Source organism: Flavobacterium sp. NG2, from assembly GCF_034119845.1.
Lineage (GTDB): Bacteria > Bacteroidota > Bacteroidia > Flavobacteriales > Flavobacteriaceae > Flavobacterium.
In genome coordinates, this window is the sequence record NZ_CP139420.1 from 1,739,045 (window position 1) to 1,756,969 (window position 17,925).

Annotated in this window: 18 protein-coding genes; 4 read left to right on the forward strand and 14 right to left on the reverse strand. The window is 35.0% G+C overall.

Annotated features, from left to right (window positions below):
• Nucleotides 1-94: 94 nt before the first annotated feature.
• Nucleotides 95-235 carry a hypothetical protein gene (locus tag SLW70_RS07445; protein WP_320891468.1) on the forward strand — a complete coding sequence of 47 codons (141 nt, stop codon included), beginning with the start codon at nucleotides 95-97 and terminating at the stop codon, nucleotides 233-235.
• Here the strand turns inward: SLW70_RS07445 and SLW70_RS07450 are convergent.
• The 5 genes from SLW70_RS07450 to SLW70_RS07470 form a co-directional block, all read right to left on the reverse strand.
• Nucleotides 232-2,460 (reverse strand): response regulator, encoded by a 2,229-nt coding sequence (locus tag SLW70_RS07450; RefSeq protein WP_320891470.1) that lies wholly within the window; start codon nucleotides 2,458-2,460, stop codon nucleotides 232-234. The two genes, SLW70_RS07445 and SLW70_RS07450, sit on opposite strands and share 4 nt — an antisense overlap.
• Nucleotides 2,461-2,635: 175 nt before the next feature.
• Entirely contained in the window at nucleotides 2,636-3,448 is an 813-nt protein-coding gene (gene rluF, locus SLW70_RS07455) for a 23S rRNA pseudouridine(2604) synthase RluF (RefSeq protein WP_320891471.1), read from the reverse strand.
• A 209-nt stretch (nucleotides 3,449-3,657) separates the two neighbouring features.
• Nucleotides 3,658-4,503 carry an alpha/beta fold hydrolase gene (locus tag SLW70_RS07460; RefSeq protein ID WP_320891472.1) on the reverse strand — a complete coding sequence of 282 codons (846 nt, stop codon included), beginning with the start codon at nucleotides 4,501-4,503 and terminating at the stop codon, nucleotides 3,658-3,660.
• 39 nt (nucleotides 4,504-4,542) lie between these two features.
• Nucleotides 4,543-5,322 (reverse strand): zinc ribbon domain-containing protein, encoded by a 780-nt coding sequence (locus SLW70_RS07465; RefSeq protein WP_320891473.1) that lies wholly within the window; start codon nucleotides 5,320-5,322, stop codon nucleotides 4,543-4,545.
• A 3-nt stretch (nucleotides 5,323-5,325) separates the two neighbouring features.
• Nucleotides 5,326-6,420: a Nif3-like dinuclear metal center hexameric protein gene (locus tag SLW70_RS07470; protein WP_320891475.1), complete on the reverse strand. Its 1,095-nt coding sequence runs from the start codon at nucleotides 6,418-6,420 to the stop codon at nucleotides 5,326-5,328.
• A gap of 82 nt (nucleotides 6,421-6,502) precedes the next feature.
• Here SLW70_RS07470 and lpxK point away from each other — a divergent pair, with 82 nt between their 5' ends.
• Entirely contained in the window at nucleotides 6,503-7,522 is a 1,020-nt protein-coding gene (lpxK, locus tag SLW70_RS07475) for a tetraacyldisaccharide 4'-kinase (RefSeq protein ID WP_320891477.1), read from the forward strand.
• A gap of 295 nt (nucleotides 7,523-7,817) precedes the next feature.
• Here lpxK and gap read toward each other — a convergent pair whose 3' ends face one another.
• From gap to murB, 6 genes are all read right to left on the reverse strand, one after another.
• Nucleotides 7,818-8,819 carry a type I glyceraldehyde-3-phosphate dehydrogenase gene (gene gap, locus SLW70_RS07480; protein WP_320891478.1) on the reverse strand — a complete coding sequence of 334 codons (1,002 nt, stop codon included), beginning with the start codon at nucleotides 8,817-8,819 and terminating at the stop codon, nucleotides 7,818-7,820.
• A gap of 68 nt (nucleotides 8,820-8,887) precedes the next feature.
• On the reverse strand, nucleotides 8,888-9,787 hold the full coding sequence (gene lipA, locus SLW70_RS07485; RefSeq protein WP_320891479.1) for a lipoyl synthase: 900 nt from the start codon (nucleotides 9,785-9,787) through the stop codon (nucleotides 8,888-8,890).
• A gap of 136 nt (nucleotides 9,788-9,923) precedes the next feature.
• Entirely contained in the window at nucleotides 9,924-10,763 is an 840-nt protein-coding gene (locus SLW70_RS07490) for an energy transducer TonB (protein ID WP_320891480.1), read from the reverse strand.
• 533 nt (nucleotides 10,764-11,296) lie between these two features.
• Nucleotides 11,297-11,848 (reverse strand): RNA polymerase sigma factor, encoded by a 552-nt coding sequence (locus tag SLW70_RS07495; RefSeq protein ID WP_320891481.1) that lies wholly within the window; start codon nucleotides 11,846-11,848, stop codon nucleotides 11,297-11,299.
• Nucleotides 11,839-12,945, reverse strand: a complete 1,107-nt coding sequence (locus SLW70_RS07500) for a glycosyltransferase (protein WP_320891483.1) — start codon at nucleotides 12,943-12,945, stop codon at nucleotides 11,839-11,841. The genes SLW70_RS07495 and SLW70_RS07500 overlap by 10 nt, the downstream gene beginning before the upstream one ends.
• Nucleotides 12,946-13,055: 110 nt before the next feature.
• Nucleotides 13,056-14,069 carry a UDP-N-acetylmuramate dehydrogenase gene (gene murB / locus SLW70_RS07505; RefSeq protein WP_320891484.1) on the reverse strand — a complete coding sequence of 338 codons (1,014 nt, stop codon included), beginning with the start codon at nucleotides 14,067-14,069 and terminating at the stop codon, nucleotides 13,056-13,058.
• Nucleotides 14,070-14,232: 163 nt separating this feature from the next.
• On the opposite strand from murB, the gene SLW70_RS07510 reads away from it, so the two are divergent.
• Both SLW70_RS07510 and SLW70_RS07515 read left to right on the forward strand, forming a co-directional pair.
• Nucleotides 14,233-14,595: a transposase gene (locus SLW70_RS07510; RefSeq protein ID WP_320888229.1), complete on the forward strand. Its 363-nt coding sequence runs from the start codon at nucleotides 14,233-14,235 to the stop codon at nucleotides 14,593-14,595.
• 13 nt (nucleotides 14,596-14,608) lie between these two features.
• Nucleotides 14,609-15,562: a transposase gene (locus tag SLW70_RS07515; protein WP_320891742.1), complete on the forward strand. Its 954-nt coding sequence runs from the start codon at nucleotides 14,609-14,611 to the stop codon at nucleotides 15,560-15,562.
• Nucleotides 15,563-15,719: 157 nt separating this feature from the next.
• Here SLW70_RS07515 and SLW70_RS07520 read toward each other — a convergent pair whose 3' ends face one another.
• The 3 genes from SLW70_RS07520 to SLW70_RS07530 are packed head-to-tail and all read right to left on the reverse strand — an operon-like array spanning nucleotide 15,720 to nucleotide 17,878.
• Nucleotides 15,720-16,781 (reverse strand): glycosyltransferase, encoded by a 1,062-nt coding sequence (locus SLW70_RS07520; RefSeq protein WP_320891485.1) that lies wholly within the window; start codon nucleotides 16,779-16,781, stop codon nucleotides 15,720-15,722.
• Between the two features lie 11 nt (nucleotides 16,782-16,792).
• The gene (locus SLW70_RS07525) at nucleotides 16,793-17,467 is read right to left on the reverse strand and encodes a DUF2461 domain-containing protein (protein ID WP_320891486.1); all 675 of its coding nucleotides are present in this window, start codon (nucleotides 17,465-17,467) and stop codon (nucleotides 16,793-16,795) included.
• A gap of 15 nt (nucleotides 17,468-17,482) precedes the next feature.
• Nucleotides 17,483-17,878, reverse strand: coding sequence for a rhodanese-like domain-containing protein (locus tag SLW70_RS07530; RefSeq protein WP_320891487.1), 396 nt, complete (start codon nucleotides 17,876-17,878; stop codon nucleotides 17,483-17,485).
• Nucleotides 17,879-17,925 lie beyond the last annotated feature (47 nt).

Genomic DNA, 17,925 nt, shown 5'->3' on the forward strand with positions numbered 1-17,925 from the left:
TTGCCATCTTGTTACATCAATAATCCCTTTTATACCTAATTTTTTATAGACCCTTTTCTTTTGAGGTAGTTTTAAAGTGTAAAAACGCTTTATTATGGAAATCAATATCCTTAATTTCTATCTGAATACAACTGTTTTTTCAGGGATGAGTCCTTATAGATTTATAGGGGCTTTAGCTACTTTGGTCTTAGTTTGTACTTTTTTTATTCTGTCTATCCAGTTCCTTTTGCTTTAAACTTCCCTTAAGCGCATTTGTTTACAAATGGTTTCTTCTAAATGTTTTAGAACAATAGGTTTTGTAATAAAATCGTCCATGCCACTGGCTATCGCTTTTGTTTTATCTTCGTCAAAGGCACTAGCTGTTACCGCTATAATGGGAATGTTTTTTGATTTGTATTTTGTGTGTGCATGTATTGTTTTAGTAGCTTCAAATCCATCCATTTCAGGCATGTGTAAATCCATGAAAATCATATTGTACTCGTTTTGTTCGAATAGCGATACAGCCTCTTTTCCGTTATTTGCAATATCCGAAGGAATATCAAGTTTGTCCAAAAGTTTTCTTAGTACTTTTTGATTGATTAAATTGTCTTCAACTATCAATGCTTTATGAACCCTAAGGTCAATAGTTGTATTGGATTTGTTATTCTCAATAGGTATTGCTGATAAGTCTAATTTAAAAGGAATATCAAAGCTAAAGCTAGAGCCACCTTCTTCTAAAGCGATGATGTTTAACTTGCTTCCTCCCATAAGTGATATTAGCTGGTTTGAAATAGTTAATCCAAGTCCTGTGCCTCCATATTTACGGGTTGTCGATAAATCGGCTTGCTCAAAGGCTAGAAGAAGTTGCTCTGTTTTTTCGACATCAATTCCAATTCCAGAATCCATAACCTTAAAATTCAAGTGTTGAATGTTTTCATTCTGTTTGAGCAGACTTACCTCAAGTTTAACATCTCCTTCATGGGTAAATTTGATAGCATTGTCCAATAAATTTATCAAGATTTGTTGAAGTCGCAAGTTGTCACAAAGAATTGTGTTGGTAATATTGCTATCATAATTAAAGTTTAAACAGATGTTTTTGTCTTTTATTCTGTAGTCAAACAAGCGAATTAATTTAGACAATTCTTTTTCTAGGTGAATTGGGTATTCTTCTAATTTCATTTTGCCTGCTTCCATTTTTGAATGGTCCAGAATCATATTGACTATTCCTAACAGATGATCGGCACTATGTTCTGCAATTTCGATATACTCAGACTGTTCTGCATTCAACGGACTAGTTTTTAGAATGTTTAACATGCCCATCACACCATTCAAAGGCGAGCGAATTTCATGACTCATATTAGCTAAGAATTGCGTTTTGAATTTGGCGGTATTCGTTGCTATTTCGGTATTTTTTTCTAAGGAATGAACATTCTTAGATAACTTTTCTTTTAAAATAGTGTAACTATTCAATAAATAATCTACTTCTTTAATAGAGGATTTGTGTATGACTGAAGGGACTTTGTTTTTAAAATCAGAAAGGATAAAATTGGAAATATCCATGGAGAGTTCTTTTATGTCTTTTGTGAAATATTTGGATAAGTAAATACACAAAAACAAAGCAATGAAAATCATTAATAGGGTTTGACCTATTTGAAAGTAAAATAAGTTTTCTTTTAAATTGTTAATTCTGTTTTCATTATGATTGATTATTTGAGTTAGCAAGTCTTCAATCGCTTCGTTTGTTTTATTTATTTTACCATTTAACCCTTGTTTTTCAGTTTCTCCAAGTTGGCTACTTAGGGTTACTAAGTTGTCAAAGTAGCGTTTGTACTCAAGAAGTGCTTGTCTGGTAGTGCTGTCAATTTCGTCAGAAATGATGGTGTTATCGTATAAGTTGGAAAACTTTTGGATATAGGCTTTTTCTGAGCGCAATAAATAGTCTTTTTCGTGGCGGCGAAATTGTAAAATAGTGGCCCTTGGGAGTAATTCTTTTTCTTCTAAAAAATGCGCTCTATTTCGCATTTTACCTTCAATTCCGTAATCTTTAAAACCGCGTATTAGTGCAATTTTTTTATATTGATTGATGACAGTTATTAATGTGTCGATTCTATTCGAAAGAGCCGACATAAGTTTGTGATTGATTTCGATATCAAGCTCTTTTGACTCTTTAAAAATGGCATCAACAGCTGTTCTTTGTTTTTTTAAATTCGAGATATACTGATCTAAGTCTTTCTGGCTGTGATTTATGTAGAAATATTTTTCCTTATAACCGTATAATAAAAACGTTTGAAACCGTTTGGTATTTGTGCTGATATCTTGTGATACGCGATAGGATTTATAGCTAAAGTCGTTGAGATGGTCAATTTTACGATCTATAGTAAGGTAAAATAAAAACCAAATGGCGATTAAAATGATGATTAATGAAAAGGATAAGAAGATTTGGATTCTAAAATCACGTAGGTTAGGGAGTGAAAATTTCAATTGCTGTAAATTTGGGTACGCAAACAAAATTAGGGTCTTGGGGGAGAAAATAGATTAACAAAACCCGAAGAAAAGGTTAATTAATTGTGTCTTTTTATAGTAGGAATAGCTTGAGGTGCTGGCATAAAAAAAGGAAAACTTAATTTTCCTTTTTTTATATGCTAGCATTTTGTGTCTAATAATCGCCACGTCTCTTAAACCGAGGATCATCGCGTTTGATGAATTCAGTTTTTCTTTTGGTAGGTTCTATTTTTGGCAAACTGGCTTCTTCTGTTTTACTCGATGGTTCAATCAGGGCGTTAAGTTCTTTGATTTCGGCATCAGTCAAGTCACGGTAGCGTCCTACGGGAACATCAAGGGAAATATTAATGATTCGTATGCGTTTTAAAGCTGTTACTTCATATCCTAAATATTCACACATGCGACGGATTTGACGGTTCAAACCTTGAGTTAAAATAATTTTGAAAATGTATTTCGAGATTTGTTCCACCTTACATTTACGAGTGACAGTATCCAAAATAGGAACTCCATTTCCCATGCGTTCAATAAAGCGATCCGTAATGGGTTTGTTAACTGTAACCGTGTATTCTTTTTCGTGATTGTTTCTAGCACGAAGAATTTTATTGACAATATCACCGTCATTGGTCATAAAAATCAACCCTTCACTGGCTTTGTCTAATCGGCCAATAGGAAAAATACGTTTCGGATAATTGATGTAATCAACAATGTTGTTATTTACATCTAAATTGGTAGTACATTCAATGCCTACAGGTTTGTAAAAAGCTAGATAAACAGGCTTCTCGCGGCTTTCACGGATTAATTTGCCATCAATGCGAACTTCGTCTGTGGGAGCTACTTTCGTCCCCAATTCAGGTACAAGTCCATTAATCGTAACACGACCTTGCTCGATGTATTTGTCTGCTTCACGTCTCGAACAGAATCCTGTTTCTCCGATGAATTTATTGAGGCGCTTTAAATTTTCTTCCATAGTGCAAATTTAGCGAATTTGTTTGGCTTGTTTTTATAAAAGATAAAGAAAACTTAGCGTTGAAATGGGACGCGGATGACAAAGATAGATTATTCGCTTTGTGTTTAGATGCCGTATAAATCGAAGATTTACACGAATTTTATTTGTTTTCGTGCGATTGAAAAAAAGTGCATATTTACAATCTTCTTAGTGCCTTATCTGTATAATAACTAGTCTTCAAATAAAAAAGAATAGATTTTTTCATAAAGTTCTCCGTCATGCATTGCGTGGCCTAATCCAGAAGTTTCTATAAAAATTGCATCTTCCCATGCATTAGCTATTTTTTTGCCTTCATCAAAAAGAACTACTGTGTCATCTGTATCGTGAGCAATTAGTCCCTTAGTTTTAATTTGTGAGGCGAAATGTTTTCCTGTAAATTCCTCAAGTTCTTTTTGGAAAACACTAGTATATTTTATTTCTAAGGCTTTGGTGATAGAAGAGTTTAAACTCAATAAAGTAATGTAGTTGTTTAGTATGATTTTGAAATCACTAGGAGAGCCTAAAATCACCATTTTTTCAATGGTTGAATTAGTGTAATGTGCTTGATAATACAAACAAGTTTTTCCGCCCCAAGAATGTCCAATTAGGTGTTTTGGTTTGAATTTTTGAACAACAACATCAATAAAATCGGCGTATTTAGGTACATGAAATTCCCTACCGCTTGATAAACCATGTCCAGGAGCATCTAGAGCAATAATGGTGCTTCCTGATTTTTGTAAATAAGGTAATAGTTTTTTCCAGCGAGAAGCATTACTTTCCCAGCCGTGAACTAATAAAATAACATTTTCGTTTCCTTCCCAGGTATAAGTGACAAATTCTTGTCCTTCGTATTGAAAGGTTTTGGTGTTAGCTTTTGCTAATGTTTTTGGGAGTTTGTCTTTTTTTAATTTACCTCTTCTTGGTTCACTAAAGAGCGAATAAGCCATTTGGCTTGCCTTTTCTGGAAAAGCAAAACTCAAAAAGTTTAAATATAATCCAACAGATTTGGTAAAAAGGTAATAAAGGACTTTTGTCATAAAAAAGAAAGCCACGCTTTAGAGCGTGGCTTGTATGATTTAAAATGTAGCAAATAAATTTTCCATTTTTTCTTTTTCTTCTTCAGCTAATGAGCTGTCAACCAAAATTCTTCCAGAGTGTTCATCAGTGATGATTTTCTTTCTTGAAGCAATTTCAACTTGTGTTTGTGGTGGAATAGTAAAGAAAGAACCTGCCGAAGCTCCTCTTTCGATAGAAACTACTGCTAAACCATTACGTACACTTGAGCGGATTCTGTCGTATGCGGCTAAAAGTCTGTTTTCGATTTTCCCTCTGAATTCTTCAGATTTTTCAATTAAGAATTCTTCTTCTTTCGCTGTTTCAGCAAGGATAGCGTTTAGTTCAGATTTTTTATGTTTTAAGTGGTTTGATTTCAAATCTAATTTTTCTTTAGATTCAGAAATTACCGCTTTTTTATGCTCAATTGAAGCTTTCATTTCTTTAATTTGCTTTTCAGCCAATTGAATTTCTAGCTCTTGAAATTCTACTTCTTTAGTTAAAGAGTTGAATTCTCTGTTGTTACGAACCGTTTCTTGTTGTTTCGTGTATTTTTTTATAGCTTCTTTATGCTCGTCAATAGCATTTTTCTTAGCTTTAATTTGATCTTCAATAACTTCAAGATCGCTTTTTAATTTTTCAGAACGTGTAGTTAAGCCTTCTACTTCATCTTCTAAATCTTCAACTTCTAAAGGAAGTTCTCCTCTTACGTTTCTAATTTCGTCAATTCTAGAGTCAATTAATTGTAAATCGTAAATTGCTCTTAACTTTTCCTCAACGCTTAATTCTTTGATATTCGTCATGTTCTATATGTACTTAACTGGATTTGTATTTTCTTGAGATAAAATAATTGCAAAATTAAGGATTTTTTTTCTAAGAAAATCAACAATATAATTTTTTGTATAACGTTCTGATTCAAAATGTCCAATATCTGCCAAAATAAGTTGATTTTCGGCTTCATAAAATTGATGATACTTTAAATCAGCAGTCAAAAAAGCATCTGCTCCCGCTTGAATGGCATTTTTTATAGCATAACTTCCAGAACCTCCTAAGACCGCTACTTTTTTTATTTCTTTCCCTAGAAAAGCCGAATGCCGAATACCTTCTGCTTGAATTTTGTCTTTAACCAAATGTAAAAACGCTTTTTCTTCCATTGGAGTTTCGAGTTCGCCAATCATTCCTAAACCAATATTTTGGTGTTGGTTCTGTAAATTGATTATTTCATAAGCCACTTCTTCATATGCATGATTTTTGAAAAGGGCTTTTAATATTTTATTTTCTAAGTGTTTTTCATAAGTCACTTCGATTTTGATTTCATTGGCTTCAACAAATTCAAATCGACCACCTATAGAAGGATTGCTGTATTCATTACCCATATAAGTTCCCATTCCTTTCGAACTGAAACTGCAATTTTCGTAATTTCCAATATTTCCTGCGCCAGCTTCAAATAATCCTTTTCTAACCTTAACTACGTTTTCGGGGATGGTATAAGTGACTAATTTGCGAATATAATGTTGTTTTGGAATTAATATTTTGCAATTTTTAAGACCTAGTGCATCACAAAATATTTTATTAACTCCTTGTTGATGGTTGTCCAAAGCGGTGTGTACAGCATAAATGGCAATATCATTTTTGATAGCTTTTAATATAGAACGCTCAACATAATTTTTGCCAGTGATTTTTTTAATGCCCGAAAAAAGGATAGGGTGGAAGCATACGACCAAATTACAGTTTTTAGCAATAGCTTCTTCAATGACGTTTTCAAGTGCATCGTGACAAACTAGAACACCAGTGGCTTCGTCTTCTTGATTGCCTACTAATAAGCCTACGTTGTCAAAATCTTCAGCATAGCCCAAAGGCGCCATTTCTTCAAGTACGGAAAGGATTTCTTTTATTTTCACAGTTTTTGGTTTAAAGTTTTTGTGTCGGAATCTAATTAACGAGAGGTATTAGTTCAAAGATAATTTATTCTATTTTTGTAAAATGAAATTTATTAGAAAATTTTTATTCCCATTCGCCATAATATATGGTTTAGTGACAGCTATTCGTAATTTTCTTTTTGATAAAGGAATTTTAAAATCGACTTCGTTTGATTTGCCTGTTATTGCTGTTGGGAACTTAAGCGTGGGCGGTACAGGGAAAACGCCCCAAATTGAATATTTAGTTCGAATGCTTTCCAGCAAATATAAAGTAGCCACGCTGAGTCGCGGTTACAAACGTCAATCTGAAGGTTTTGTTTTGGCTGGAGCCAATGATAATGCACTTACTTTAGGAGACGAACCTTTTCAGTACCATCAGAAATTCCCAAATATCCAAGTGGCAGTTGATGCAAATCGAACTAATGGAATCCAACAATTACTTACCAAAGTAAATCCAGAAGTAATTCTGCTAGATGACGCCTACCAACATCGAAAAGTAAAAGCGGGATTGTATGTTTTACTTACGGCTTATGGCGATTTGTATGCTGATGATTTTATGTTACCTGTGGGGAATTTGCGTGAATTAAGAAGCGGAGCTGCAAGAGCCAAAATTATTGTGGTGACCAAATGCCCTACGAATCTTTCCATTGAAGAACAAAATACAATAGCTAAAAAGTTAAAATTAAATTCAAGTCAAACTTTGTTTTTTAGTACCATCGCTTATGATGAAACGGTTTATTCTAACAATGGTGAGTTATTAGTCAGTGAGATTTTAAACACTGAAAAAATACTTTTAGCAGGAATTGCAAAACCAAAACCGTTTTTTGATTTCTTAAAAAACGAAAAGGACCTTTGCTTAACTTATCCTGATCATCATCATTTTTCGGATAAAGATTTAGAAGAAATCCAAACAAAAGCCAAGGGTAAAATTATCATTACCACCGAAAAAGATTATGTACGCTTGAAAGACAGTGTGCTGAAAAATCAATTGTATTATTTGCCAATCAAAAGTCAGTTATTAGGAAATGAAATGCTATTTGAAAAACTGATTTTTAGGTTTGTAAACACAGATTGCACAGATTAACACAGATTTTTTTATTTCACAGAGATTCACAAAGTTTATACACAGAGCTACGCAAAGTAAGTCTTAGTGCCTTAGCGTCTTAGCGGTATAAAAAAAGCAGTGAACTTAGTGCCTTCTTAGTGTGTTTTGAGTTGAAACCTTTTGTTTCACAGAGATTCACAAAGTTTATACACAGAGCTACTCAAAGTAAATCTTAGTGCCTTAGCGTCTTAGCGGTAAAAATACTTAGTGCCTTTGCGTCTTAGCGGTAAAAAAAAACTTAGTGAGCTTAGCGCCTTCTTAGTGTCCTTTGTGGTTAAACCTCCTTCGAAGTAAATAAAATCAAATCGATTATTCGAGACGAATATCCAATTTCGTTATCATACCAACCAACAACCTTTACCATTTTATCAATGACAGATGTCAATTGAGCGTCAAACAAACAAGAGTTAGGGTTTCCTAAAATATCAACCGAAACAATTGGGTCTTCTGTATAGTCTAAGATTCCTTTGAGGTTTGTTTGAGCAGCCTTTTCAAATGCTGCATTAATTTCCTCAATGGTTACGGTTCGTTTTACGTTGAAAGTTATATCGGTCAAAGAACCATCAGGCACGGGAACACGAATACCACAACCTCCTAATTTATGGTCTAAATCTGGGAAGATTTTCGTCAAGGCTTTGGCAGCACCTGTTGTGGTAGGGACAATAGATTGACTTGCTCCACGGGCACGACGCAAATCTCTGTGCGGTTGATCGTGTAAACTTTGGTCCGTAGTGTAGGAGTGAATTGTCGTGATGTAGGCTTGCTCAATTCCGCATAACTCATTGATGACTTTAATCATCGGAGCAGCGTTGTTAGTCGTACAACTCGCATTCGATATGATCGTTTCAGTACCATCAAGAATATGTTCGTTGACACCTAAAACCACGGTTTTGATATTTTCAACTTCGGCAGGAGCGGAGAGAATTACTTTTTTGGCTCCAGCCAAAATATGTGCATTGATGTCGTCAAAGGTTTTGTATTTCCCTGTCGATTCTATAACATAATCGAGGTTCAGGGATTTCCAATCTAGATTAGCTATGTTTTTTTCGTGGAAAAATAAGTAATGATTATCATCGACCAAGATTCCTTTGTCGTCCGCTTTTACAATATTAGGCAAAACACCGTGAATACTATCGTATTTAAGCAAATGTGCCATTGTTTTGGTATCAGCAATGTCGTTGATGGCAACAACTTCGATGGTAGGATGGTTCAAAAGCAATCGGAAAAGATTTCGTCCTATTCTTCCAAAACCATTTATGGCAATGCGTATTTTCAATTGTGTAGGTTTAAGCGGTTAATTGTTTAACCGATTAATCGATTAACCGATTAACCGAATAAATTGTTTTACAAAATATGTTTCTGTGCCTTATATGAAGAACGAACTAACGGTCCGCTTTCCACATGACGGAAACCTAATTCTAATCCGTAGGCTTCGTATTTAGCGAATTGTTCTGGAGTGATAAATTCTTTAACGGGTAAATGTTTTTTACTTGGTTGTAAGTATTGACCAATAGTAACTACATCCACATTTGCAGCGCGAAGGTCACGCATAGTTTGGTACACTTCTTCTTCTTGTTCGCCTAGACCCAACATGATTCCTGATTTGGTTCTGTTAATTCCCTTTTCTTTTAGGTAACGCAAAACTTCAAGACTTCGGTCATATTTTGCTTGGATACGTACTTCACGAGTCAAGCGGCGTACAGTTTCCATGTTGTGAGATACTACTTCTGGATTGGCTTCCACGATACGGTCAATGTTTCTTTCGATACCTTGAAAGTCTGGAATTAATGTTTCCAAAGTGGTGTTTGGGTTCATTCTACGAATGGCTTTAACGGTTTCAATCCAAATAATTGAACCACCATCTTTCAAATCGTCTCTGTCCACACTTGTGATAACGGCATGTTTGATATTCATGATTTTGATAGAACGGGCTACTTTTTCAGGTTCGTCCCAATCTACTGTTTCAGGACGTCCTGTTTTTACACCACAAAAACCGCAGGAACGAGTACAAGTATTTCCTAAAATCATAAAGGTAGCTGTTCCTTCGCCCCAGCATTCCCCCATGTTTGGGCAACTTCCAGAAGTACAAATCGTGTTCAAGCTATATTTGTCCACCAAGCCGCGAAGCTCCGTGTATTTTTTTCCAATAGGGAGTTTTACTTTTAGCCATTTTGGTTTAGCTGTGCTCAGTTCGGCTGTGCCTCGGGTTGCAACAGGTGCAGTAGTATCTAAAACAGGTTCCATATATCAATATTCAGATTGCAAAGATAAGGAAAGCGGATTTAAAATAGGCTGTTTAAGTTTTCAAGCTTCGCCATAGATTTGTTAAAAAAAAAAGCAGCATCAAGAAGATACTGCTTTTATGATAAAAAGTTTTATCCTAATACATTTGAACCGAGATAGGTAAACTGTAAGCTGTACGCACTGCTTGCGAGTCGATGATTCCTGGCGACCATTTGGTTTTTAAGGATTTCAAAACTCGAATAGCTTCTTTTCCTAAACCATAGCCAGGGTCGTTTTTTACTTGAATATCCGTCATGCTTCCGTCTTTTTCAACGATAAAAGAGACTATAACACGAACGATTTTTTCATCATTGATTTCAGGTGTTTCAAAATTCCGACCTACATAATTGTAAAATTTTTCGATACCACCTGGGAAACTTGGTTGCTTGTCCAAAATAGCAGTTGTTACTACTTTGTCGCCATAATTTGTAACTGCAGAAGTATTGGTTCCAGTAGTAGCACCAGTGCTAGTCGTTGGGTTCAAGCCTTTGATTCCTGTTCCTTCAGAGGATATTGTCATTCTTACGGGCTCCGAGTTGACAGGAACCTCTTGAGTCGCTTGGGAAGCTTCAACAATTACAGGATGCGCCATCGATTCTATCTTTACATCTTCGGTGATGATTTGTTGAACAGGTGGTTGTGTATTCGCTTCAATAACTGGAGGCTTCTCGGTTAAATCGATTTGTACTACCTCAATAATTTCATCGAGAGGCGTTACAGGAGCGATAGTTTCTGTTGGAGAGTTATCAATAAGATGAAAACTAAGCAAGACTTTAGGGATGATAAATAAAACAGCGCAGAGCGAAAGACTTACCAAAAGTGCCATAAGCGAGGTTTTAGTTGTCTCTTGGCGCAATTTAAAAGCACCATATTCTTGGTTTCTGTTTTCGAAAACTAGATTAATCCAGTTGGTTTCGTAAATGCTTGATTTTGACATAATTCATTGGGTTTAATGGTTAGGTAAAAATCATTACATAGGCAAGACGGTGTTTTTTATTTCAACGCATTAGTAGGAAAAATATTGTTTGAGTTTTTGATTTTTTTTTAGGAGCAGAACATAGATTATTTCTAAGGAACAGTCGTCCCGCTCTACGCAATATCTTTTTTATTAGGACTGCGTTCCTCGTCCTAATAAAAAAGGATATTTTGCTGCGATCGGGGCTCATATGAATGTTTTGTAGTTTTAAGTATTGTAGGTTGCAATAAAATGGAAGTTCAGAATAGTGTTGCTTCGCCCCAGATAGTAGCGATAGCCCCGAGAATTGGGTTGCTATTTTTTACAGTCACTACAGAGCGACCACAGGAAGCTCCTGTAGTGGCTAGTAAAAAAAGCAAACTAATGGAGGGCTAAAGCGGATAGCTGGAATTGGCGCAAAATAATTCTCGATACATTTTTTTGTTCCGTTCCACTACACAAAAAAAAAAAACACTCGAATTGGCTTATATGATTAACTTATGTAAAAACTTAATTTATCGCTTATCACGAATGATTTCGGCCAGTAGTTTTTTGGCGCGAAGGAGTTTTACTTTGACGTTGCTCAAAGGTTCGTCAATAGCATTAGCAATTTCTTGGTAGCTCATTTCTTGAAAATAGCGCAACTGAATCACTTCTTGGTAATGAGGTTTGAGTTCCTTGATGTACCGCAACAACTGAGATAGATTTTGTTCAGTGATTAATTCATCTTCTGCCGAGGGTGTTGTGTCAGCAATGTTGTAGGCTTTTTGATCTTCTTTTTCGGTGATTTCGACAAAAAGGCTGGACTTATTCTTGCGCAACAAATCGATATGCACATTTTTAGCAATGGAAATCAACCAGGTGTTGAACTGGAACTCGGGGTTGTAAGAGGCAATTTTATCAAAAGCCTTCGAGAAGGTTTCGATGGTGATGTCCTCAGCAATGGTTTCGTTTTCGGTGCGCTTAATCATGAAGCCATATACCTCATTCCAGTACAGATTCAATAGGAAAGTAAAGGCTGTTTGGTCACCTTTTTTTGCTTTGTCTATTTGTGTATTTATTTCCAATTGACTGGTTTTGAGAATAGGTTGGCTATAAAGATATAGATTTGTGACAGGATAAGTGACAATTCTACAAATGGGAACCAAAATTTAATGTCGGTTTCCTTGAGTTTGCCCGCGGTGAATCCTACGACAGTCCAGGTTACAAGATAGCGCAACGCAATTAAACTAGTGACTATAATCCATTGAAATTGCAATGCGATTAATAAAATTGCGAGTATGAAAAAGAACAGTTGTGAACAATAAAAGGTTCCAAGTTGTAATTTGTCTAATGTTTTATAGTAATTAGCGGTTGCTAAATGCCTGCGTTTTTGGGTAAACCATTCGCTATAAGTGGTTTTAGGTTTCGAATAGGTAAAACTTTCAGGAGTAAAAGCAATTGTGGTGTTTTTAGAATTGGCAGCTTCGTTGATGAATAAATCATCGTCTCCAGAACGTACTTGTATATGGCTGATGAAACCGTTTACATTGAAGAATTCCTCTTTTTTGTAAGCCAAATTACGTCCTACACCCATATATGGATTTCCGGCTTTTGCCCAAGACAAATACTGCATAGCAGTGATGACGGTTTCAAAACGGATGAGTTTGTTAAGGAATGAATTGGCTAATCTTTCGTATCCACCATATCCTAAAACGATGGTTTTGTGTAAAGTGAATTGTGAACTCATTGCTGTTATCCAATCCTTAGATATTGGATAGCAGTCGGCATCGGTGAATAAGAGATAGTCTTTTTTTGCTGCTTTGATTCCGAGCGTCAAGGCGTATTTTTTATTTCCCCAAAAGGCTTCGTTGTTTTCTACTTTTACCAAACGGATATTTGAGTATTGTTTTTCAAATGCTTCAAAAACCTCTAGGGTGTCATCACTGGAAGCATCGTCTATTAAAACGATTTCAAAATCAGGATAATTTTGCTCGGCCAATAAAGGAATGAAGTTTTTAACGTTTTCTTCTTCGTTTTTAGCGCAAACAATCACCGAAATTGGAATTCTTTTAGGTGTAATTTTTTGTGGTTTTGCAAATGCAAATTTCGTAAAAACCCCTAAATAATATACCAGTTGAACAACGACGATAACGATAAAAAAGTAAAGTAATAGTATAAGCATTGGATTTTAATGAGGTTATTAAATCGAGTGCAAAGGTATGAATAGAATTAGGATTTGTAAATGATAAAATATGAATTTTAAAATAAAATTTTTATCCTTATTTTTTAGTCCTAAATGACATTAACTTCGGCTTCGATTTGGATGCCAAAAGTCTCAAAAATAGTTTGTTGAACATCTTTGGAAACCGCTAATATTTCTTGCCCTGTGGCATTTCCATAATTGACTAATACCAAGGCTTGGTTTTTGTGAATACCTGCATCGCCAAAACGTTTTCCTTTGAAACCTGCTTGTTCTATTAACCAGCCCGCTGGAACTTTTACCTCAGTAGGAGAGATGTCGTAGTACTTCATCTCAGGGAATTTTTGTTGGATTTTTTCGAAATCAACTTTTGGAACAATCGGGTTTTTAAAGAAGCTGCCGCTGTTTCCTAATTCTTTTGGGTCTGGAAGTTTGCTTCGTCTGATTGCAATCACAGCATTGCTCACATCTTTTATCGTAGGATTGGTGATGTTGTTTTTGGCTAATTCAGCACTGATATCTCCGTAAGAAGTGTTGATTTTATGATTGCGTTTGGTCAATTTAAACACCACCGAAGTGATGATGAATTGGTCTTTAACCTCGTTTTTGAATATGCTTTCTCTATAACCAAACTTACATTCGTCTTTTACAAAAGTTCGTTTTTCTTGATTATTGATGTTTATGGCATCACAAGAAATAAAGCTGTCTTTGATTTCCGCTCCGTATGCACCAATGTTTTGAACAGGAGTCGTACCTACGTTTCCAGGAATAAGCGACATATTTTCAAGTCCGCCAAAATCCTGTTCGATGGTCCATAGAACAAATTCGTGCCAGTTTTCGCCCGCTTGGCATTCGATGAAAACATGATCTTCGTTTTCCTCAATTACTTTTTTTCCTTTTAAATCGATATGAATTACCAGAGCATCGATATCTTGCGTCAACAGCATATTGCTACCACCGCCTAAAATAAATTTTTTTTCGTCTTTATGCTGTGCTAAAATCGTTTTTAATTCGTCAATAGAATGAACGGCTACAAATTGTTTGGCTTTGGCTTCAATCCCAAAAGTGTTATAGTTTTTTAATGAAAACTGCTGTAGTATTTCCATAAAAGAAAGGGCGTGTTAAAAAGTGATTTTTAAAGTTCAAAAGTAAGGATAAAAAATAAGTTGGGCTGTTTTATTTAAAAGTTTTACCACAAAGAAACGGATCAAGTCAAAAAGTTGTGGGGAAATATTAAATTTCGATATTTGTGTTTTAAATTAAATGCAAATGAAAGATTCCTTAGTTGAACTTCTCAAGTTATTGTTGCCAGAAATTATCGTTGATTATTTTGAACTTACTTCTTATGAAAAAGGTGAAGAAATTCTTCATTTATACTTAAAAGAGATTAATTCGATTCCAAAAGAATACCGTCAAAACAAATTAAGTTCAAAAGGTTTTTTTGATGAGATAACTGTTCAAGATTTTCCAATACGTGGACATCAAGTGTACCTACACATTACTCGTAGAAGATGGCTTAACGAAGATACTGGACAAGTTGTATTTAGAGATTGGAATTTAGTAGCAGACGGAACTCGGGTAACACAGGAGTTTGCGTCTTTTTTAAAAGAAATCAATAGATTCAAAGCCTAATGATTGTAATGCTATCGCCTCTTTCTATGGTGTCAAAGGCAAAAACCTACTATATCAATACAAGGATTTCTTAAGTGATTTTAAAATCTGGAATCAAAAAGCACATGCGAAACAATGGCTTATTTTTCCTGAAAACATTGGAAAACGGTTATCTATTGATGAAACCTCTCTTTCTAATGGCGAGCTTTACACCGTTTTAACAAACAAAGCTGCTAACGGTAGAAAAGGCACTATAGTAGCGATGGTTGCTGGAACAAAAGCAGAAACAGTAATTGCAATTATTGAAAAAATCCCTCTTAAACAACGAAACCTAGTTAATGAAATAACATTGGACATGGCTGGTAATATGGGATTAATTGCTAAAAAATGTTTTCCTAAAGCAATACAAGTGACCGACCGCTTTCATGTTCAAAAACTTGCCACTGAAGCTTTGCAAGAGATCAGAATTAAACACCGATGGAAAGCTATAGACCAAGAAAACGAAGCAATGGAACAAGCTAAAAGCAGCAAAACGAAGTATGAACCAAAAATATTAACCAACGGCGATACCCTCAAACAACTACTAGCTAGGAGTCGTTATTTTTTATACAAAAACAAATCAAAATGGTCTCAGAACCAAAAAGAACGTGCGGACTTATTATTCAATTTATATCCCGATATTCATAAAGCATACAATCTAACACAAGACTTACGCAATATCTTTGAAAACACAACTGATAAAATAATTGCTTTTACTAGACTGGCCAAATGGCATGAAAAAGTAAATCAATCAGGATTTAAGTCTTTCAACACAATATCTCGAACCATAACCAATCATTATCAAAACATATTAAACTATTTTGACAACAGAAGTACTAATGCTTCGGCAGAATCCTTCAATGCCAAAATAAAAGCTTTTAGGTCGCAGTTTAGAGGAGTTAGAAACATTGAGTTTTTCCTTTTTAGGCTAACTAATATTTATGCTTAATTTTTGTCGCTCCACAGGTTTTAGGATTGATCCAAAGAAACACAATAGAAGCAGGAAGATTCACTAAGTTTTTTAGAGATAATCTAACTGAAGTGTAGCTTAATAAACTTAATCTCTTAATGGTTTAATAATTTTGTAAAGTTGAAGATGTTGTGAATTAGCTGTTAGCATCAATCAATTCATGGTATTTTGACGCGATAATCTGCATGTTTTTTTCGTAATTGGCATGTTCTTCAATGAATGCTCTGTTCATGGCAACAGATTCATTGCGATGGGATTCATTTTCGAAAGCCCATAAAATGGAATCAGCCAAGGTTTTAAAGTCATTAACGGGAATTAGTTGCCCATTTTTACGATGGGTAATCCAACTTTGATTACCTTCGATATCCGAAACAATTGGGTAACAGCCTGACGCCATAGCTTCAAATAAAGAGCCTGAAACGCCTTCGGTCAATGGCATACTGATGTAGAAATTGGATTTTTGAAGCAATGCAGGCAATTCAGTATTGAGAATTCTTCCTGTAAATAATACTTTGTCGTCGATATGCAATTCGGTTGCCAAGTTTTTTAAGTTGTCCAACTGTGTGCCGTCACCAATAATCGTCAGTGAAAAATCGATTCCTTTTTGGTGAATTACGGCAAAAGCTCTTAGGATGATGTCATGCGAATAAACAGGTAAAAGCGAACGAGTAACAATCGCACAAATTTTTCTTGGATTGGCAGTATTTGTGTTTTTAAATTTTGATAAATCAATACCTTTAGGCAAGACCAAAACTTTAGTCATATCGACTTTTGCTTTAATCATAGATTCGGCCATAACAGGACCCCAAGCGTGTATCAATGTGGCATTCTTGAAAGCGTAATTCTGAATTATTTTTTTTAATGGATAATAAATCGATTTTTCGGGCCATAAATCGGTTCTTCCTTGTTGTGCAATTGCCGAAAGTTTTATTCCGCACATTACAGCTAGGAAACCATAACTGGTTGTTCGCTCGGCAATAACCATATCAGGCTGGTGTTTGCGAATTATTTTTTTGGTTTGAAGCGGAGCGAAAACATATTCCAAGATTCGGATGATTCTTCGGAACTTATTATTCGATGGTGTTTTGAGTTCCCAACTGATAATTTCGAAATTGCCAAATTCCTGAAGGCCATTCATCCAAGTGATGGCGTCAGCTCTATAGGTTTCTCCAAGGAAAAGTATTTTTCTTTTTTTCATCCTGTTATTCGTTAGTCATCAGCTGTTAATGCCCGATTCATGAACTCATTCAGCGGCTTTAATAAGATTAATTTTTTACTCATTTTTGAAACAAAATCTTTTTTAGTGATTTCCTCAATCTCAAATTTTTGAGTCAGTTCAAAGCTTTTTAATTTTAATAATTCTATAGCGGGATGTTCTTTATCATATCCTTTGGGAGGATTTTTGAGTGTGCTTTTTTCTGTTCGGCTAAAAGTACCAAATTCTTTTTTAAATGTTTTATTTTCTAAAATTGTTTCTAGGTCTTCGTGAAAGAAGGCGATTTCTTTACGTACTTTTTTTAAATCTTCTGATTCGGGAGCATAAAATCCACCAGCGATAAAACTAGCGCCTCTTTCAATATGTACATAATAGCCCGCTCGATTATTGCTTTTGTTTCCTGATGACAACCAAACGCCCATATGTGATTTGTAAGGAGATTTGTCTTTTGAAAAACGAATGTCACGATTGATTCTAAAGATGCAGTGCTTTATTTCGAGCATTTCTAAGGATGCATCCAAGGGTTTCATGGCGTCTAAAAAGTCGGAAACCAACTGGTGATAGTCTTTTTTGAAAATATCGTACCTTTTTTTATTGGCTATAAACCAATCTCTATTGTTGTTGGCTTTTAAATCGTCAAGAAATTGTAGGCTATCATTTGAAAGCATAATCAGCGTTTTATTTTAATTTTTATTGCTTTTAAAACCTTCTAAACTCCATTGCATAAATCCACCATCAAGTTCGTATATGTCAGTGAATCCTAGTTCTTTGAGTTTTTCAGCGGCTTTTTGGCTTCTTCCTCCGCTTTTGCAATATACAAAAACTGGTTTTGTTTTGTCTAATTTTTCTGCCTCACTTACAAAGCTATTTCCATTCCAATTGATATTGATGGCATCGTTGATGTGTTCGGTTTCAAATTCTTCTGGAGTTCGTACATCTAGTATTTGTGCTTGTGGTGTTGTCTCAATAGTTTTTGCAAATGTAGGAGCATCAACAATAGCGACGTTTTGTGATTGTTGTTTTTGACAGCTAAAAAGCGTGAAAAATGTGAATAAGAAGATAAGTGAGCGAAATTTCATTTTTAGTATGATTTTTGAAAAGAGATAGATACTAAGTTAAGTATTTT